At 70.4% G+C, this 15,950-nt stretch carries 11 protein-coding genes; 4 read left to right on the forward strand and 7 right to left on the reverse strand.

Annotated elements, in window-relative coordinates; all coding sequences use genetic code 11:
* Positions 1 to 377: 377 nt before the first annotated feature.
* Positions 378 to 1,598 (reverse strand): phosphotransferase family protein, encoded by a 1,221-nt coding sequence (locus tag IEY17_RS17185; RefSeq protein ID WP_188988940.1) that lies wholly within the window; start codon positions 1,596 to 1,598, stop codon positions 378 to 380.
* A 512-nt stretch (positions 1,599 to 2,110) separates the two neighbouring features.
* Positions 2,111 to 3,931 (reverse strand): aspartate--tRNA ligase, encoded by a 1,821-nt coding sequence (gene aspS, locus IEY17_RS17190; RefSeq protein WP_188988942.1) that lies wholly within the window; start codon positions 3,929 to 3,931, stop codon positions 2,111 to 2,113.
* A gap of 514 nt (positions 3,932 to 4,445) precedes the next feature.
* Here aspS and IEY17_RS17195 point away from each other — a divergent pair.
* Together IEY17_RS17195 and IEY17_RS17200 are read left to right on the forward strand one after the other, a co-directional pair.
* Positions 4,446 to 5,489: a hypothetical protein gene (locus tag IEY17_RS17195; protein ID WP_188988944.1), complete on the forward strand. Its 1,044-nt coding sequence runs from the start codon at positions 4,446 to 4,448 to the stop codon at positions 5,487 to 5,489.
* Positions 5,490 to 6,162: 673 nt separating this feature from the next.
* Positions 6,163 to 6,699, forward strand: coding sequence for a pentapeptide repeat-containing protein (locus IEY17_RS17200; protein ID WP_188988946.1), 537 nt, complete (start codon positions 6,163 to 6,165; stop codon positions 6,697 to 6,699).
* Positions 6,700 to 7,116: 417 nt separating this feature from the next.
* On the opposite strand, the gene IEY17_RS17205 is transcribed toward IEY17_RS17200, so the two are convergent.
* Positions 7,117 to 8,193 (reverse strand): Rv2578c family radical SAM protein, encoded by a 1,077-nt coding sequence (locus IEY17_RS17205; protein WP_188988948.1) that lies wholly within the window; start codon positions 8,191 to 8,193, stop codon positions 7,117 to 7,119.
* A gap of 148 nt (positions 8,194 to 8,341) precedes the next feature.
* Here IEY17_RS17205 and IEY17_RS17210 point away from each other — a divergent pair, with 148 nt between their 5' ends.
* The gene (locus IEY17_RS17210) at positions 8,342 to 9,727 is read left to right on the forward strand and encodes a YibE/F family protein (RefSeq protein ID WP_229680250.1); all 1,386 of its coding nucleotides are present in this window, start codon (positions 8,342 to 8,344) and stop codon (positions 9,725 to 9,727) included.
* 18 nt (positions 9,728 to 9,745) lie between these two features.
* Here IEY17_RS17210 and IEY17_RS17215 read toward each other — a convergent pair whose 3' ends face one another.
* The 3 genes from IEY17_RS17215 to IEY17_RS17225 are packed head-to-tail and all read right to left on the reverse strand — an operon-like array spanning position 9,746 to position 12,354.
* Positions 9,746 to 10,381: a hypothetical protein gene (locus tag IEY17_RS17215; RefSeq protein ID WP_188988952.1), complete on the reverse strand. Its 636-nt coding sequence runs from the start codon at positions 10,379 to 10,381 to the stop codon at positions 9,746 to 9,748.
* On the reverse strand, positions 10,378 to 11,649 hold the full coding sequence (hisS, locus tag IEY17_RS17220) for a histidine--tRNA ligase (RefSeq protein WP_188988954.1): 1,272 nt from the start codon (positions 11,647 to 11,649) through the stop codon (positions 10,378 to 10,380). Before hisS ends, IEY17_RS17215 begins: the two co-directional genes overlap by 4 nt.
* Positions 11,650 to 11,670: 21 nt before the next feature.
* Positions 11,671 to 12,354 carry an MBL fold metallo-hydrolase gene (locus tag IEY17_RS17225; RefSeq protein ID WP_188989081.1) on the reverse strand — a complete coding sequence of 228 codons (684 nt, stop codon included), beginning with the start codon at positions 12,352 to 12,354 and terminating at the stop codon, positions 11,671 to 11,673.
* A gap of 215 nt (positions 12,355 to 12,569) precedes the next feature.
* Here IEY17_RS17225 and IEY17_RS17230 point away from each other — a divergent pair, with 215 nt between their 5' ends.
* Positions 12,570 to 13,400, forward strand: coding sequence for a peptidylprolyl isomerase (locus IEY17_RS17230; RefSeq protein ID WP_188988956.1), 831 nt, complete (start codon positions 12,570 to 12,572; stop codon positions 13,398 to 13,400).
* Positions 13,401 to 13,540: 140 nt separating this feature from the next.
* On the opposite strand, the gene IEY17_RS17235 is transcribed toward IEY17_RS17230, so the two are convergent.
* A complete protein-coding gene (locus IEY17_RS17235) occupies positions 13,541 to 15,859 on the reverse strand; it encodes a RelA/SpoT family protein (protein WP_188988958.1) in 2,319 nt (772 codons plus the stop codon).
* Positions 15,860 to 15,950 lie beyond the last annotated feature (91 nt).

The raw sequence follows: 15,950 nt of genomic DNA on the forward strand, positions 1-15,950 counted from the left end.
AGAAGTAGCGAAACGCTGAACTCAAGATATCCGATAACTGCGGCCGGAGCGAGTCGCTGTCGGCATGACCCCGCAGCAGTGAAATGAAGATTTCCTAATCCAAGCCGAGCCCGACCTGCGAATTCACCCGGTTGCCGGGTGGACATCAACCTCGTCATCGCGTTGCGTCCACAATGTCCACTACGGAAAGTGGTCACCCTGTGACGAGGATTACCTCATCGAGCTAACGCTGCAGAACGAGGTTGTGTCGCGGAGGCAACATAACCGAAAAATTGATTTTAACCGACGCGGTAGTGGTAGGTGCACGAGGCCCCGAAACACCACGAGGCGGCCCGGGACAGGTCCGGTGCCGCCTCGTTCGCGCGCCTCCGGCGCGGTCAGCGCGCCTGTTCGGTGCGGAACGCGGGATAGGGCTGCAGGTGCAGGGCACCGGCACCGAAGCGGTCGACCAGCGCGTCCACCAGCCTGCCCGCGAACTCCGCGATGTCTGCCATGCCCGCCGCCTCCGCGTCCGACCGCAGGTGCCGCCAGCGGTCCACCAGCGCCGTGCTCCGGCGCGGCGACGGCATGTGCAGGTCGATCGGCCGGTCCTTCTCCCCGGTGCGGGGCAGGAACCACCACGTCGACACCCATACCCACAGCAGCTGGGCGTTGAACAGGCGCGGCATCAGCACCTCGTCGTCGTCCAGCTCCGGCCAGACCTCGGCGATCTCCGACCGCCACGTGGACAACATGCTCCCCGCCAGGTTCTCCGGCAACGCGTAGGAGCACCACGACGACGGGAACGGGTACTGCAGGTAGGCCGCGTCCAGCGCCACGTCCCGCACGCAACCCCATTCGAAGTCCAAAAACCGCACACCGCTGCCGGTGACCAGGCTGTTGTCCGGGCAGATGTCGGAGGGGCTGAACGCGCGGTAGCGGCTGGCGCGCAGCAGCTCCGCCGCGGTGGTCAACCGCTGCACCACCTCTGCGGACGTCACCACGTTGAGGATCTGCGCCAGCAGGTCGGGCAGCTCGGCCACCGAGCGCACGATGTCGTCAGCCACCGGGTCGGTCCACGTCTTGGCGCCGAGCCGCCGCATCAGCGCGTCGAAGTCCTCCTCGCACCCGGCGGTGGTGCTGTGCAGGCGGCCCAGCGCCCGCGCCCAGGCGAGCAGCGCCCGCTCGGCCACCCGCGGGTCGTCGGCGAACAGCACGTCGGCGAGGGTGGAGCCACGGCCCAGGTCCTCGAGCACCAGCAGCCGCTCGGCGGCGTCGTGGGCGATGAGCTCGGGTCCGACCCGCGCCTCCGGCGGCAGCGCAGTGGTGAGCTGGCAACTCGCCGCCTCATGCGCGAACGGGTCGGACCGGGCCTCCCGCGGGCACTGCCCGTAGTGCTTGACCACGACGGTCCGCGGCAGCTCGAAGGGCGACTCGGCGATCCGCACCCGCAGCACGACCGAGCGGTCGCTGCCACCCAGGTCCTCCGCGTCAGCAAGCCGCACCGGGGCTCCGGTCCGCTTGCTCAGCACGGCCTCCGCCGTCGCGACGGTGTCGGTCGCCTCCGTGCTGGCCGGAACCCGGACCTCCGGGGGGCCGGTGGTGATCTCCACGCTCATCGTCTCCAGACACTACCCCCACAACCTCAACCCGAGAGGGCATGACCGGTCAAGTGACACACAACCGGTGAATACCCGTATTCGCTGCGTGTTCACCAATGGTGCTTCTCCCGCAGCCCCCCCCCGCTGTCGCCGTTCGCGACGAGTCCTGGCGGCCTGCCGTGGGGCCCTCGAAAGGCGCTCCCGAGGGCGCAGCGGCCCTCGGCGCACCACAGCTTCCAGCCTCGCCTCCAGCACCGTCCCAAGCTCCGCCTTCAGGGGCATCACTCCCATCGGTGGTCGACCGACCGCACTCCTCCGCCGACCATGACGGAACGGGACGTCGACGACGTTGCACGGCGGAGACGGTTGCGCAACCGCAGCTCGAACGCGGCGTTTTTCGCCGGTCAGCGACCGCATGCCCGCCGCACCGGCCGGCAGCGCCGTGACGACGTCGCGGCCTCGCCGGGGGTCACCGAGCGGTCAGCCGGACAGACCACCCGCGGGTGTAGCACCTGGTGCCGACGCCGGGGTCAGCCCTGCTTCTCGACGACGCCGGGCGGAAACACCGAGATGCTCTGGTCGCCGACCTTCGCCGCCGGCTTGGCGTCGATCCCGGCTTCCTTGCGCTGCTCGATGGTGATCGGCGACGGCGCACCGGTCAGCGGGTCGAACCCGCCGCCGCTCTTGGGGAAGGCGATGACGTCGCGCAGCGAGTCGGCCCCGGCGAGCAGCATGCAGATCCGGTCCCAGCCGAAGGCGATGCCGCCGTGCGGCGGCGGGCCGTACTTGAACGCCTCCAGCAGGAAGCCGAACTTGTCCTGGGCCTGCTCGTGCGAGATGCCGAGCAGTTCGAAGACCCGCTCCTGCACGTCCGAGCGGTGGATACGGATCGAACCGCCACCGATCTCGTGGCCGTTGCAGACGATGTCGTAGGCCCAGGCCAGCGCGTTCTCCGGGTCCTGGTCGAAGGTGTCGATCCAGTCGGCGTTCGGCGAGGTGAACGGGTGGTGCACCGCGGTCCAGCGGCCGCTGCCCACCGTCACCTCGTCGGTCTCGTCGACCGGCTCGAACATCGGGGCGTCCACGATCCACACGAACGACCAGGCGTCGTGGTCGATCAGCCCGCAGCGCTCGCCGATCTCCAGCCGCGCCGCGCCGAGCAGGCTGCGGGCCGCCGAGCGCGGACCGGCGGCGAAGAACACGCAGTCGCCCGGGTTCGCACCCACCGCCTTGGCCAGCCCCTCCCGCTCGGCCTCGGAGAGGTTCTTGGCGACCGGGCCGGACAGCGTGCCGTCGGCGCCGACGAGCACGTACGCCAGGCCCTTGTGGCCGCGCTGCTTGGCCCACTCCTGCCAGGCGTCGAGCTGGCGGCGCGGCTGGTCGGCGCCGCCCGGCATGACCACCGCGCCGACGTAGGGCGCCTGGAACACCCGGAACGGGGTGTCCTTGAAGTACTCGGTCATGTCGGTGAGTTCGAGCCCGAAGCGCAGGTCCGGCTTGTCGGTGCCATACCGGGCCATCGCGTCGGCGTAGGTCAGCCGCGGGATCGGGCGCGGGATCTCGAAACCGGCCAGCTTGCCCCACAGCGCGGCCAGGATCTCCTCGCCGAGCTCGATCACGTCGTCCTGCTCGACGAAGCTCATCTCGATGTCGAGCTGGGTGAACTCGGGCTGCCGGTCGGCGCGGAAGTCCTCGTCGCGGTAGCAGCGCGCGATCTGGAAGTAGCGCTCCAGACCACCGACCATCAGCAGCTGCTTGAACAGCTGCGGCGACTGCGGCAGCGCGTACCAGTTGCCGGGCTGCAGCCGGGCCGGGATCAAAAAGTCGCGGGCGCCTTCCGGGGTCGAGCGGGTCATCGTGGGCGTCTCGACCTCGACGAAGTCGCGGTTGTGCAGCACCTCGCGGGCGATCCGGTTGACCTCGCTGCGCATCCGCATGATCCGGGCGGGTTCGGCGCGCCGCAGGTCGAGGTAGCGGTGCCTGAGCCGGACCTCCTCGCCGACCTCCAGGTGCTCGTCCAGCGGGAACGGCAGCGGCGCGGCCTCGGAGAGGACCTCCAGGGCGGTGGCGGTCACCTCGATCTCGCCGGTGGCGATCTCCGGGTTCTCGTTGCCCGCCGGGCGGCGGACGACGTCGCCGGTGACCCGGACGCAGAACTCCGAGCGCAGCCGGTGGGCGCGCTCGGCCATCTCGCCCTCGCGGAACACCACCTGGGCCACACCCGACGCGTCGCGCAGGTCGATGAAGATGACCCCGCCGTGATCGCGTCGGCGCGCCACCCACCCGGCGAGGGTGACGGTCTGCCCGGCATGACCGGCGCGAAGCGATCCGGCCTCGTGCGTGCGCATCACGGGTACTGAGCTCCTTCTTCCGCCTGACCGGTTTCCTGGTTGGTGACCAGGGCTGGACGATCTTGACACGTGGTGCCGCGACCTACGCTGCCGCCTGCCCGGTCGACCGCTGCCCCGCGGGCACGGCATCCGCCCGGACACGCCGACCCGACAGCTGGGACGCAAGGCATCAAGGCTAGCCAACGAGCCCGAGATCACGTCGGGCAGGTGCCGCGGGCGCGACCACCGCCCCGCCCACCACCAGTCTGCCCGACAGGCCCGTTCCGGGCGCCGACACCGATGGTTGATACCAGTGTGGCGCGACGAAGGACAGAATTCGCCTCATTCGACGCACGATCGACGATCAGGAGGCGTCATTGTTCGGTGCGCCGCGCCGCCGAAGGAAGTTGAATCCTGCCTTAAGTAGCGCCCAGATCATCCTTTAGTAGGAGGCGACTACCGAAACTCGGTCGTTGCGCAACATAAGATCCACTGATTAGCGTAAGTCGGAATTCGGCGGACACGAGGAGTAACGATGACCGGCCCGAAAACCGAGGCTCGCCCAACCGCCCCGACGGCCGTTCGCAGCGCGCAGCAAGGAACGGACGCTCTGTCGGCCGAACTCTCTGAACTGCTGCGCACCGGACCGTTCGAGGCCGCGCTGCGCACGGCGATCCGGGCGAGCCGGTTGAGCCTGGAACGCATTCAGCACCGGCTGCGCGCCCGCGGCACACCCGTCAGCATCACCGCGCTGAGCTACTGGCAGTCCGGCCGACGCCGCCCGGAACGCCCCGACTCCCTGCTCGCCCTCCGACAGCTGGAGCAGGTGCTCGGTGTCCCGGAGAGCTCCCTGTCTTCGCTGCTCGGCCCGCCTCGACCGCGCGGCCGCACCAGGCAGGCCCCGGCCGAGGCGCCGCCGCTGAGCGCGCTGTGGTCGGACAACGAGTCGGCCGCCGAGCTGCTGACCAAAATCGACACCAGCCATGACAGCAAGCTCGCCCGCCTGAGCCACCACGACGTGGTACACGTGGACCAGCGTGGCGACCTGCGCAAGATCCGGACCCGCAAGCTCGTCCGCGCCGAGACCAACGGCGTGGACCGCTGGGTGATCATCTTCGACGGCGCCTCGTCCAGCGAGACCCCGCCGATCATCCGGCCGATCCGCTCCTGCCGCCTCGGTCAGGTGCTCACCGACCACGCGCGCGATCTCGTGGTGGCCGAGCTGCTGTTCGACCGGGCCCTGGCGCGCGGTGAGACGCTGCTGCTGGAGTACGAGATCATCGATCCCCCGACCGGCCCGAACGAGTCCGAGCACAGCTTCTGCCGACTGTTCCGATTACCGGTGCGGCAGTACGTGGTCGAGTTACAGTTCGACCCGGCCCACCCACCGACCCACTGCGAGAGCTACGTCGGCGACACCACCGCGCAGGAGGTGGAGCCGCCGAAGCCGTTGACGGTGGACCGGTTCGGCCGCACCCACGCGGTGGCCCTGGACTTCGGCATGGGCGTGTTCGGCGTCCGCTGGCAGCCGGAGGAGCAGTCGGGCTCCGCGAGCTCGTCCCGGACCACCGCGCGCTGACCCGTTCCAGGGAGACACACCCCCTCGACATCACGGACAGTAATCGAAAATCGGCGCCGGTTCGGCAGTTGGCTGAAGGGCGAACAGCGCGCCCAACCCATTTACGTTGCCGAAACCGAGCGCCGATTTTCCTGTAACACAAGAAAACGATTTCTAACCCATTGCCCCACCAATCGAAAATGATGTGCATTTTCCCGAACCGCGCCCGTTGTGCCAGCGGTCGGCGGCTCACAACGAGCTGAGCCGGCGCACCCGCGGCCGATCCGGCGGTGTCCGCGACGACGTCCCGGGCCCCGGCGCGGGACGCGCCGGAGGCCGTGGCGCCGCGTCACCTCCGCCACCCACGCCAGTCGCCTGATACGACTCGGGGCGTACGCGCCGTTCCGGCACAGCCGGGCGGACATCGGCACGTCCACCGACGGCGGCGAAGCCGTGCCGCGCCGGGGCTGAACGGGTCCAGCAGGACGCCCCGCATTGGACTGCGCCGGTTTGGTCCCGACATGGACTTTCGCGAAATGGGGAGTGAACGCACCATTCAGCGCCCGACATTCGACCCCGAGGACTTGACCGATGAGGCATTCACGTTCAAGGGCAATTCGAGGGAGACGAGATCCGAGTCGAGACCGGCGAATTCACCGACGTCAAGGGTGAGGGTATTCTCGTCCGCTCGCTGGTGCGTTCTGTTGACCTCTCCGGCACCAAGTTCTCGCCGCTGGAGTTCTCCGACGTTCGGTTCGAGGACGTCGAGTTGTCCAATGCGCCATGGCATGGTGTCAGGGCTCGGCGAACCGAGATCGTCCGCAGCCGCACGGTGGGCTTCCGGCTGTCGTTGGCGTCGGCGAACGACGTCCACGTCGACGGCTGCCGACTGGACTACGCGAGCATCCACGTCGAGAGCGTCAAGGGCGCGCCTGTGTTTCACTCGTGCACCTTTCGCGAGGCCACGATCAGCGGAGGCCTGTCCAACGTGGTGTTCTCCGACTGCTCGCTCGACGGCGTCGAGTTCGAGGCAACGAAGGCCGCGGGGTGCGACCTGACGACGTCGCGGATCGCCGGCGCCCGCGGGCTGCTCGGACCACGCGGCGCCCGGATCGCCGCCGAGCAAGCAGCCTCGGCGGCGATCATCATCGCCACCGAGGCCGGTCTCAGGGTGCGCGCCCCGCACTTGTTCCCACGAATCGCGATTGTCCCCACCCGTGAATCGGAGTAAAGTGCGGGCGGCGAGCGATCAGCGCCCGCAACCCCGATTCAGACCGTCGAATCCGTCCCACAATCTCGGCCGTTCTCCCTCGCAGCATTGAGTACTCCCTCAACCTAAGCGATCTTGCCGTTTCGGCAGTAGCCGGCGGGTGCTTTCGCATCTGCCCACGGCTGGAACTACATCCAGCAAGATTCCGGAACCTCCGGTCGAGGCGGAGAGCGAACCTCCCGAATTCAGGCAAAATCGGGAATCCGCCAGGGCCGGGCTTTCCAAGTTTAGGTGAATCTGGGGAGGGGCGGCGTGGTCGTGTCCGGTTGCGGGTGTCCCACGCCAGTGGCGTGACGCAGCGGGCGCCACGCTGGTCCTGCACAGCCATGACGCCGAGCAGTGGCGAACCTTGGCCGACGCCTACGACTGACCGACGCACTAGAGCAGGGCGAGCTGGCGTGCCTGCTCCCGTTCTGCGTCGGACTGCGGTGGGTCGTGCCGCTGCGTTCGGAAGTTGCCCGGCCGCTGCGGTTTCGCCATCCCGTGACGACGTTTGGCCTGCGCCACCAGGTCGGTCACGTCCCGCTGGTACCACTTCGGGGCGTACGCGCCGTTGCGGTACAGCCGGGCGTACAGCGGCAGAAGATCGGGCCGTTCGCGGCTGAGCCAGGCTCGATACCACTCCCGCGCCCCCGGCCGCAGGTGCAGCAGCAGCGGCGTGATGCTCGCGGCCCCGGCCGACACCAGTTCCCGCACCGTCGCGTCGATCTGCTCCGGCGCATCGCTGAGGCCGGGCAGGATCGGCGCCATCAACACCGAGCAGCCGATCCCCACATCCGCGAACCGGCGCACCACGTCCAACCGCCGGCGGGGTGGCGGGGCACCCGGCTCGACAGCCCGCCACAACCCCTCGTCGACCGAACCGATCGACACCGCCACCGACACCGGTGCGACCTCGGCCGCCTGCCGGATCAGGTCGACATCCCGCAGGATCAACGTGCCCTTGGTCAGAATCGAGAACGGGTTGGCCCGGTCGCGCAGCGCCGCGAGGATCTCCCGCATCAGCCGGTAGCGCCCCTCGGCCCGCTGGTAGGGATCGGTGTTGGTGCCCATCGCGATGGGCTCCCCGCGCCAGCGCGGGCTGGCCAGTTCCTTGCGCAGCAGCGCGCCCGCGTTGACCTTGACGACGATCTTGCTGTCGAAGTCGTGCCCCGCATCGAGATCCAGATACGTGTGCGTGCGCCTGGCAAAGCAGTACCGGCAGGCGTGGGCGCAACCCCGGTACGGGTTGATCGTCCAGTTGAACGGCACGTGGGACGCACTCGGCACGCGGTTGATGATCGACTTGGCGTGGATCTCGATCGCGTAGGCATCCTCCGTACCCGCCTCGATCGGTATCGGATCGGGCAGGCGCAGCCCCGCTCGCCCGCTGCCGCGCGCCGGTTCCGGCAGCGCCAGCGGCAGTTCCGGGGCGCACCCGGCCGGGCGGACGATGCGTTGCTGTTCCCATCGCATGATTCAATTCGAACATAGTTTCGAGATCGTGTCGAGCCGTATTCCCCGATGTCCTCCCATCAGGTGGCGTACGGCGACGCTGTGTGCACGAGGCTCCCGCGCGCCCGCTGCCGCCGTCGCCTACCGGGGAGTCCGCATAATTGGCCGGGTGACCGACCGCCGTCCCGCTGCGGAACCACCCAGCCACCGGGCCCGCCGCCGCAGGGGCCGCCCCTCGCCCGAAGCACCACCGATCACCGGCCACGGCCATGGACACGGCCACGGGCACGGCCCGGCCGAGCCCGCCTCCAAGCAGGTCAAGCGCGTGCTCGCGGTGATGCTGGTGCCGTTCGCGCTGGCGACGGTCCTCGGTGTGCTGCTGCTCTACCCGTTCGGCCACCACCAGCGCACCGGCGCCGACCTCGGATTCGGGCAGTCCCCGGTCAACGCCGAGGTCGTCTCGGCCGTCGCCGGGTCCTGCACCGAGGACGCTCCCGAACAAGGCGGCTGCGTGCATCTGGGCGTGCGGATGGCCGACGGCCCCCGCCCCGGGCGGACCATCCAGCAGGTGGTGCCCACCGACCCCGGCACGCCGCGCTTCGCCGTCGGCGACCAGGTGGTGCTCAGCTACTCCGGGGCCGATCCCGACGACCCGAGCGCCTACCAGGTCGTGGACTTCCAGCGCGGCACTCCGCTGCTGGTGCTGGCCCTGGTGTTCGCGGCGGCGGTGCTCGTGCTCGGCCGCTGGCAGGGCTTCGCCGCGCTGATCGGCCTCGGGCTCAGCTTCGTCGTGCTGGTCGGCTTCGTGCTCCCGGCCATCCTCGCCGGACAGGACCCGCTGCTGGTGGCCATCGTCGGCGCCGGGCTGATCATGTTCGCGGTGCTCTACCTGACGCACGGGGTGTCCGCCCGGACGTCCACCGCGGTGCTGGGCACCCTGCTCAGTCTCGCCATGATCGGCCTGCTCAGCGCGGTGTTCTCGGCGGCGACCAGCCTCACCGGCCTGGACGAGGACACCTCCAGCCTGATGGGCGTGCTGGGCGCGCCCATCGACGCCCGCGGGCTGCTGCTGGCCGGGATCGTGATCGGGGCGCTCGGCGTGCTGGACGACGTCACGGTGACCCAGACCAGCGCGGTGTGGGAACTGCGCCGCGCCAACCCCACGCTGTCCTGGCGGCAGCTGTACTCCGCCGGGCTGCGGATCGGCCGGGACCACGTCTCGTCCGCGGTGAACACGCTCGTGCTGGCCTACGCGGGTGCGGCACTGCCGATGCTGCTGGCCTACACGCTCTCCGGCCGCACCTTCGCCCAGATCGTGACGTCGCAGGCGGTGGCGCAGGAGGTGGTGCGGACGCTGGTGGGCAGCATCGGCCTGGTCGCCGCGGTGCCGATCACCACCGCGATCGCCGCGGCGGTGGCGGTGCGGGAGCCCGCGCAGCGCCCGCGCCGCAGCGGGGTGTCCGTGGCCGACCGGGTCGGGCGGGCCGCCGCGACCGGTGCAACGAGCGCGACGGTGCGGTCCCGGGCGCCGCACCGCCGACCGGGGCCGCGCTGACCCCGAGCCCGCCCCGGCTCAGTCGAGCGCCGCGACGAACTTCGCGACCGCGTCCGAGTGCAGCCGCTGCGCCATCCGGCCCGGCGGGGCCACCGACGCCAGCCGGAACAGCGGCCGGTTCGGGGCCGCGTCACCGCGCGCCTCGGCGCGCAGCTGCGCCACGATCAACTGGGAGAGCACCAGAGCGCGGGTGTCCGCGTTGCCGGCCAGCGCGTCGGCCAGCCGCCGCAGGGCGTAGATCCCGAGCTCCCGGCCGCCGGTCCCGGCGTACATGGCCAACGACACGCTGATCGCCTTGCCCTTCGGCGGGCCGCCGACCAGCAGGTTGATCGTCCGCGCACCGCGCAGGTCGGTGACGAACACCTCGAGCCGGTCGGCGCTACGCACGTCCACCACGCGGGTCCCCAGCGCGCGGACCATCAGTTCGCCACCGCGCAGCACGATGGTCTTGCGGGACTCGGTAAAGGCCAGCAGCAACAACGGCACCGCCACGATCGCCGCGGCGACGGCGAACCCGGTCACCCCCGCGAAGAGCCCGACGATGCCGCCGAACGCCGCCGCGACGACCAGCGCCGCGATCGCCACGTTGCGAGCCCGCCGACGCACCGTCGCGCGGTCCAGCAGGTCCAGCGGCACCGTCTCGACTTCGGTCATCCGCGTGGCTCCGCGAGGGCCCTTCGCACCTCGTCAACCAGCGAGTCCAGTGCCACCGCGCGCTGCTCGCCGCTGGCCAGCTCCTTCAGCTGCGCGGTGCCGGACTCCAGGTCGCGCTCGCCGAGCACCAGCGCGAACCGCGCGCCCGAGCGGTCGGCGGCCTTCATCGCGCCCTTGAGGCCCTTGCCGCCGTAGGACAGGTCGACGCGCACGCCCGCGGCGCGCAGACCGCCCGCCACCGCGACCAGCCGCCGCTTGGCCGCCTCGCCCAGCGGCACGCAGTACACGTCGCACCGGGCCTGGTCGCCGACCGCGATGCCCTCCGCCTGGCAGGCCAGCAGGGTGCGGTCGACACCGAGCCCGAAACCGACCCCGGAGAACTGCTGGCCACCGAGCTCGGCCATCAGCCCGTCGTAGCGACCGCCGCCACCGATGCCGGACTGCGCGCCGAGCCCGTCGTGGACGAACTCGAAGGTGGTCTTGGTGTAGTAGTCCAGACCGCGGACCAGACGCGGGTTCTCCACGAACGCCACGCCCAGGTCGCTCAGGTGCTCCTTGACCCGCTCGTAGTGGTCCTTCGCCTCGGCGGAGAGGTGGTCGACCATCAGCGGCGCGTCGGCGACCATCTCGCGTACCTCGGGGCGCTTGTCGTCGAGCACCCGCAGCGGGTTGAGCTCCACGCGGCGCCGGGTCTCCTCGTCCAGCGGCAGCCCGCGCAGGAACTCCTGCAGCTTCGCCCGGTAGGCGGGGCGGCAGGTGCTGTCGCCGAGCGAGGTGATCTCGATGCGGTGCCCGGTCAGGCCCAACCGCCGGTAGCCCTCGTCGGCGATGGCGATCACCTCGGCGTCCAGCGCCGGGTCGTCCACCCCGATCGCCTCCACACCGACCTGCTGCAACTGCCGGTACCGGCCGGCCTGCGGCCGCTCGTAGCGGAAGAACGCGCCGCTGTAGTACAGCTTCACTGGCAGTTGGCCGCGGTCCAGGCCGTGCTCGATGACCGAGCGCATCACGCCCGCGGTGCCCTCCGGGCGCAGCGTGACGGACCGGCCGCCGCGGTCGGCGAAGGTGTACATCTCCTTGGACACGACATCGGTGGACTCGCCGACGCCGCGGGCGAACAGCGTGGTGTCCTCGAACAGCGGCAGCTCGATGTAGCCGTACCCGGCGCGCCGCGCGGCCTCGGCCAGGGTGTCGCGGACCGCCAGGAAGCTCGCCGACTCCGGCGGAAAGTACTCCGGGATGCCCTTGGGTGCGGTGAACGTGGTCATGGTGTGGTGGTTCAGTCCTCGTCAGGAGAGGGCGTCGGACGTGGGCAGGCCCTGCAGGAACGGGTTGCCCGCGCGTTCGCGCCCGATGGTGGTGGTCGGTCCGTGGCCCGGCAGCACGACGGTGTCGTCGTCCAGCGGCAGCACCTTGGTGCTCAGCGACTTGAGCATCCGGCCGTGGTCGCCGCCGGGCAGATCGGTGCGTCCGATGGCCCCGGCGAAGAGGGTGTCGCCGGACAGCAGCAGCCGCCCACCCTCCTCGGTGCCGACGCCGAACAGCACCGATCCGCTGGTATGGCCCGGGGTGTGCGTGACGTCGAAGCGCAGCCCGGCCAGCTCCAGCACGTCGCCGTCGGCGAGTTCGCGAACCTCGGACGGGGCGTCCATGACCAGGGCGTCGCCGAACAGCTGCCGCCCGGCCGGGCCGAGCGCCGCGCCGGGGTCGGTGAGCATGAACCGGTCGGCCGGGTGGATGTGCGCGGCGATGTCGTGCTCGGCGCAGACCGCACCGGCGGAGAAGACGTGGTCGAAGTGCCCGTGGGTGAGCAGCACGGCGGCCGGGGTGAGCCGGTGCTCGCGCAGCCGATCGGCCAGCGGCGGCACGGCGTCCTGGCCGGGGTCCACCACGACGCAGGGTTCGCCCTCCCCGCGCGCGAGCACGTAGCAGTTCGCCTGCAGCGGTCCGACCGGGAACCCGAGGACAAGCACGAAGCGCGACCTTTCGTCGAAGTGCTGGGCCACCCGGCGAGCCCGTGCCACCCGCTCAAGCGGGGTGCCACCCGGCGGGCGGTCCACTTCAGGTTATCGTCCCGCCCCGCGCGCCCGGCGCGAGGACGCTGCGCGGGCTCTCAGGTTCGACCGCGCACCGACCTCATAAACTCCCGGCGACAACATCACAGGCTCACTGGATCCGGGAGGAGCAGGTGCCCAGCAACGAGCAACGGCGCCAGGCGGCCAAGCGGAAGCTCGAACGCCAGCTGCAGCGCCGGGCCGAGCAGGCCAAGCGCCGCCGCATGATCACCATTGGCGCGACGATCGTGGTGGTCATCGCAGTCGTGGTGGGCGTCTTCTACTTCAACCGCACCGGTGGCGGGCAGGCCGCCGAGCAGCCGGCGCCGCAGCCGGAGATCCAGATCCCGACCGAGCTGGCGCCGCCGCCCACCCGCCCCACGCCGCTGCCGGACCCGGTGTCCTGCCAGTACCGCCCGGACGGTGCGCCGAGCAAGCCGGTGCAGCCGCCGGCCAACGGCGAGGTGTCGTCCAAGGGCACCGTGCCCGCCACGATCGTCACCAACCACGGCGCGATCCCGCTCACCCTGGACCGGTCGCTGGCGCCGTGCACCGTCAACAGCTTCATCCACCTCGCCAAGCAGGGCTTCTACAACGGGACGTCGTGCCACCGGATCGGCACCGAGGGCCTGCAGATGCTGCAGTGCGGCGACCCGACCGGCCAGGGCAGCGGTGGCCCCGGCTACGCCTTCGACGACGAGACGTTCCCGGAGCTGCGGTACGGCCGCGGCTACCTGGCGATGGCGAACGCCGGCCCGAACACCAACGGCAGCCAGTTCTTCATGGTGTTCGGCGAGGCGCCGCTGTCGCCGGACTACACGGTGTTCGGCACGATCTCCGAGGAGGGCCTGAAGGTCATCGACGGAATCGCCCGCGCCGGCCACGACGGCGCGTTCGAGCCGTCGCCGGGCGGCGGCCACCCGAACCAGCAGGTCACCTTCGAAAGGGTCGACGTCCAGGTCTGATCAGGAGCCGACAGGGGGCGCTGTCCGCGACGGACGGCGCCCCGTTTCCGACGTTCTGGGGCACGCACGCAACGACCGGAAGCACGACGGCAGCGCCGAATCGGCTTCATGATGTCGGCGATCCCGGTTCCGCCGCCCTCTCACGCCGCGGAGGTCACGCGGTAGACGTCGTAGACGCCCTCGATGTTGCGGACCGCCTTGAGGACGTGGCCCAGGTGCTTCGGGTCGCCCATCTCGAAGAAGAAACGGCTCACCGCGACCCGGTCCTTGGAGGTGGTCACCGACGCCGACAGGATGTTCACCCGCTCGTCGGCCAGCACCTTCGTGACGTCCGACAGCAGCCGGTGCCGGTCCAGCGCCTCCACCTGGATCGCCACCAGGAACACCGACGACGCGGACGGCGCCCAGTACACCTCGACCAGCCGCTCCGGCGTCTTGCGCAGGTCGTCGGCGTTGGTGCAGTCCGTCCGGTGCACGCTGACCCAGCCGCCGCGCGTGACGAAGCCCAGGATCTCGTCGCCGGGGACCGGCGTGCAGCAGCGCGCGAGTTTCGCCCACACGTCACCGGCACCCTTGACCACCACACCCGAGTCGCCGCTGCTGCGCCGCTTGCCGCGCAGCGTCGACGGCGTGGAGCGCTCGGCGATCTCGTCCGCCGCCTGCTCCGGGCCGCCGATGAACGCCACCAGCCGCTGCACCAGGTGCTGCGCCGACAGCTGCTTCTCGCCCACCGCTGCGTAGAGCCCGGTGACGTCGGCGTAGTGCAGTTCGCGGGCCACCGCGGCGAGGGTCTCGGCCGACACCAGCCGCTGCACGGGCAGGCCCGCCCGGCGGATCTCCTTGGCGATCAGCTCCTTGCCGGACTCGATCGCCTCCTCGCGGCGCTCCTTGGCGAACCACTGCTTGATCTTGGCCTTCGCCCGCGGCGACGCCACAAACGACAACCAGTCCCGGCTCGGCCCGGACCCCTCCGCCTTGGAGGTGAAGATCTCGACGACCTCGCCGTTCTCCAGCTTGCGCTCCAGCGCGACCAGCCGACCGTTGACGCGGGCGCCGATGCAGCGGTGCCCGACCTCGGTGTGCACCGCGTAGGCGAAGTCGACCGGCGTCGACCCGGACGGCAACGTGATCACGTCGCCCTTGGGGGTGAAGACGAAGATCTCCCGGGTGGCCAGGTCGTAGCGCAGCGCCTCCAGGAACTCGCCCGGGTCGGCGGCCTCGCGCTGCCAGTCCAGCAGCTGCCGCATCCATGCCATCTCGTCGATCTCGACGGCGGACTGCTTGCCAGCGCCGTTGCGGCCCTTGGTCTCCTTGTACCGCCAGTGCGCCGCGATGCCGTACTCCGCGGTGCGGTGCATCTCGTGGGTGCGGATCTGCACCTCCAGCGGCTTGCCCTCCGGGCCGATCACCGTGGTGTGCAGCGACTGGTAGACCCCGAACCGGGGCTGGGCGATGTAGTCCTTGAACCGGCCGGGCATCGGCTGCCACAGCGCGTGCACCACGCCCATCGCCGCGTAGCAGTCGCGCACCTCGTCGACCAGGATCCGCACGCCCACCAGGTCGTGGATGTCGTCGAAGTCGCGGCCCCGCACGATCATCTTCTGGTGGATCGAGTAGTAGTGCTTGGGCCGCCCCTCCACCTTCGCGGCCAGCCGTGCGGCGTCGAGCTGGCGGGACAGCTCGTCGATCACGGTGCGCAGGTAGGTGTCGCGCGACGGCGCCCGGTTGGCGACCAGACGCACGATCTCGTCGTACTTCTTGGGCTGCAGGATGGCGAACGCCAGGTCCTCCAGTTCCCACTTGATGGTGGCCATGCCCAGCCGGTGCGCCAGCGGAGCCAGCACCTCCAGGGTCTCGCGCGCCTTGCGGGCCTGTTTCTCCGGCGGCAGGAAGCGCATGGTGCGCATGTTGTGCAGCCGGTCGGACAGCTTGATCACCAGCACCCGCGGGTCGCGGGCCATCGCGATGATCATCTTGCGGATGGTCTCGGCCTCGGCCGCGGCACCCAGCTTGACCTTGTCCAGCTTCGTCACGCCGTCGACCAGGTGCGCCACCTCGTCGCCGAAATCGGCGGCCAGCCGCTCGAGCGAGTAGTCGGTGTCCTCGACGGTGTCGTGCAGCAGGCCCGCCACCAGCGTGGTGGTGTCCATGCCGAGTTCGGCGAGGATCGTCGCCACCGCGAGCGGGTGGGTGATGTAGGGGTCACCGGACTTGCGCTTCTGGCTGCGGTGCTTCTCCTCGGCCACGTCGTAGGCGCGCTGCAGCAGGGCCAGGTCGGCCATCGGGTGCAGCTCGCGGTGCACCGCGGCCAACGGCTCCAGCACCGGTTTGACCTGGGCGGCCCGCTGCGCGGTGATCCTCCTGGCCAGGCGGGCCCGGACGCGCCGCGTCGCGGAGGCCGCCCGCGGCTGGGCAACCGGGCCGGTTGCCGAGGCAGGAGATTCGACGTGTTGGCTCACCGCACGCTCCCGGGCTCAGGCGTTGCACTCGTCCCAGGTCCGGGGGACCCGGACACTGAGAATAACGCCATCCGGGCGATGGACCTTCCCT

This window comes from Saccharopolyspora thermophila, from assembly GCF_014646075.1.
In the GTDB taxonomy this organism is placed as follows: Bacteria; Actinomycetota; Actinomycetes; order Mycobacteriales; family Pseudonocardiaceae; genus Saccharopolyspora; species Saccharopolyspora thermophila.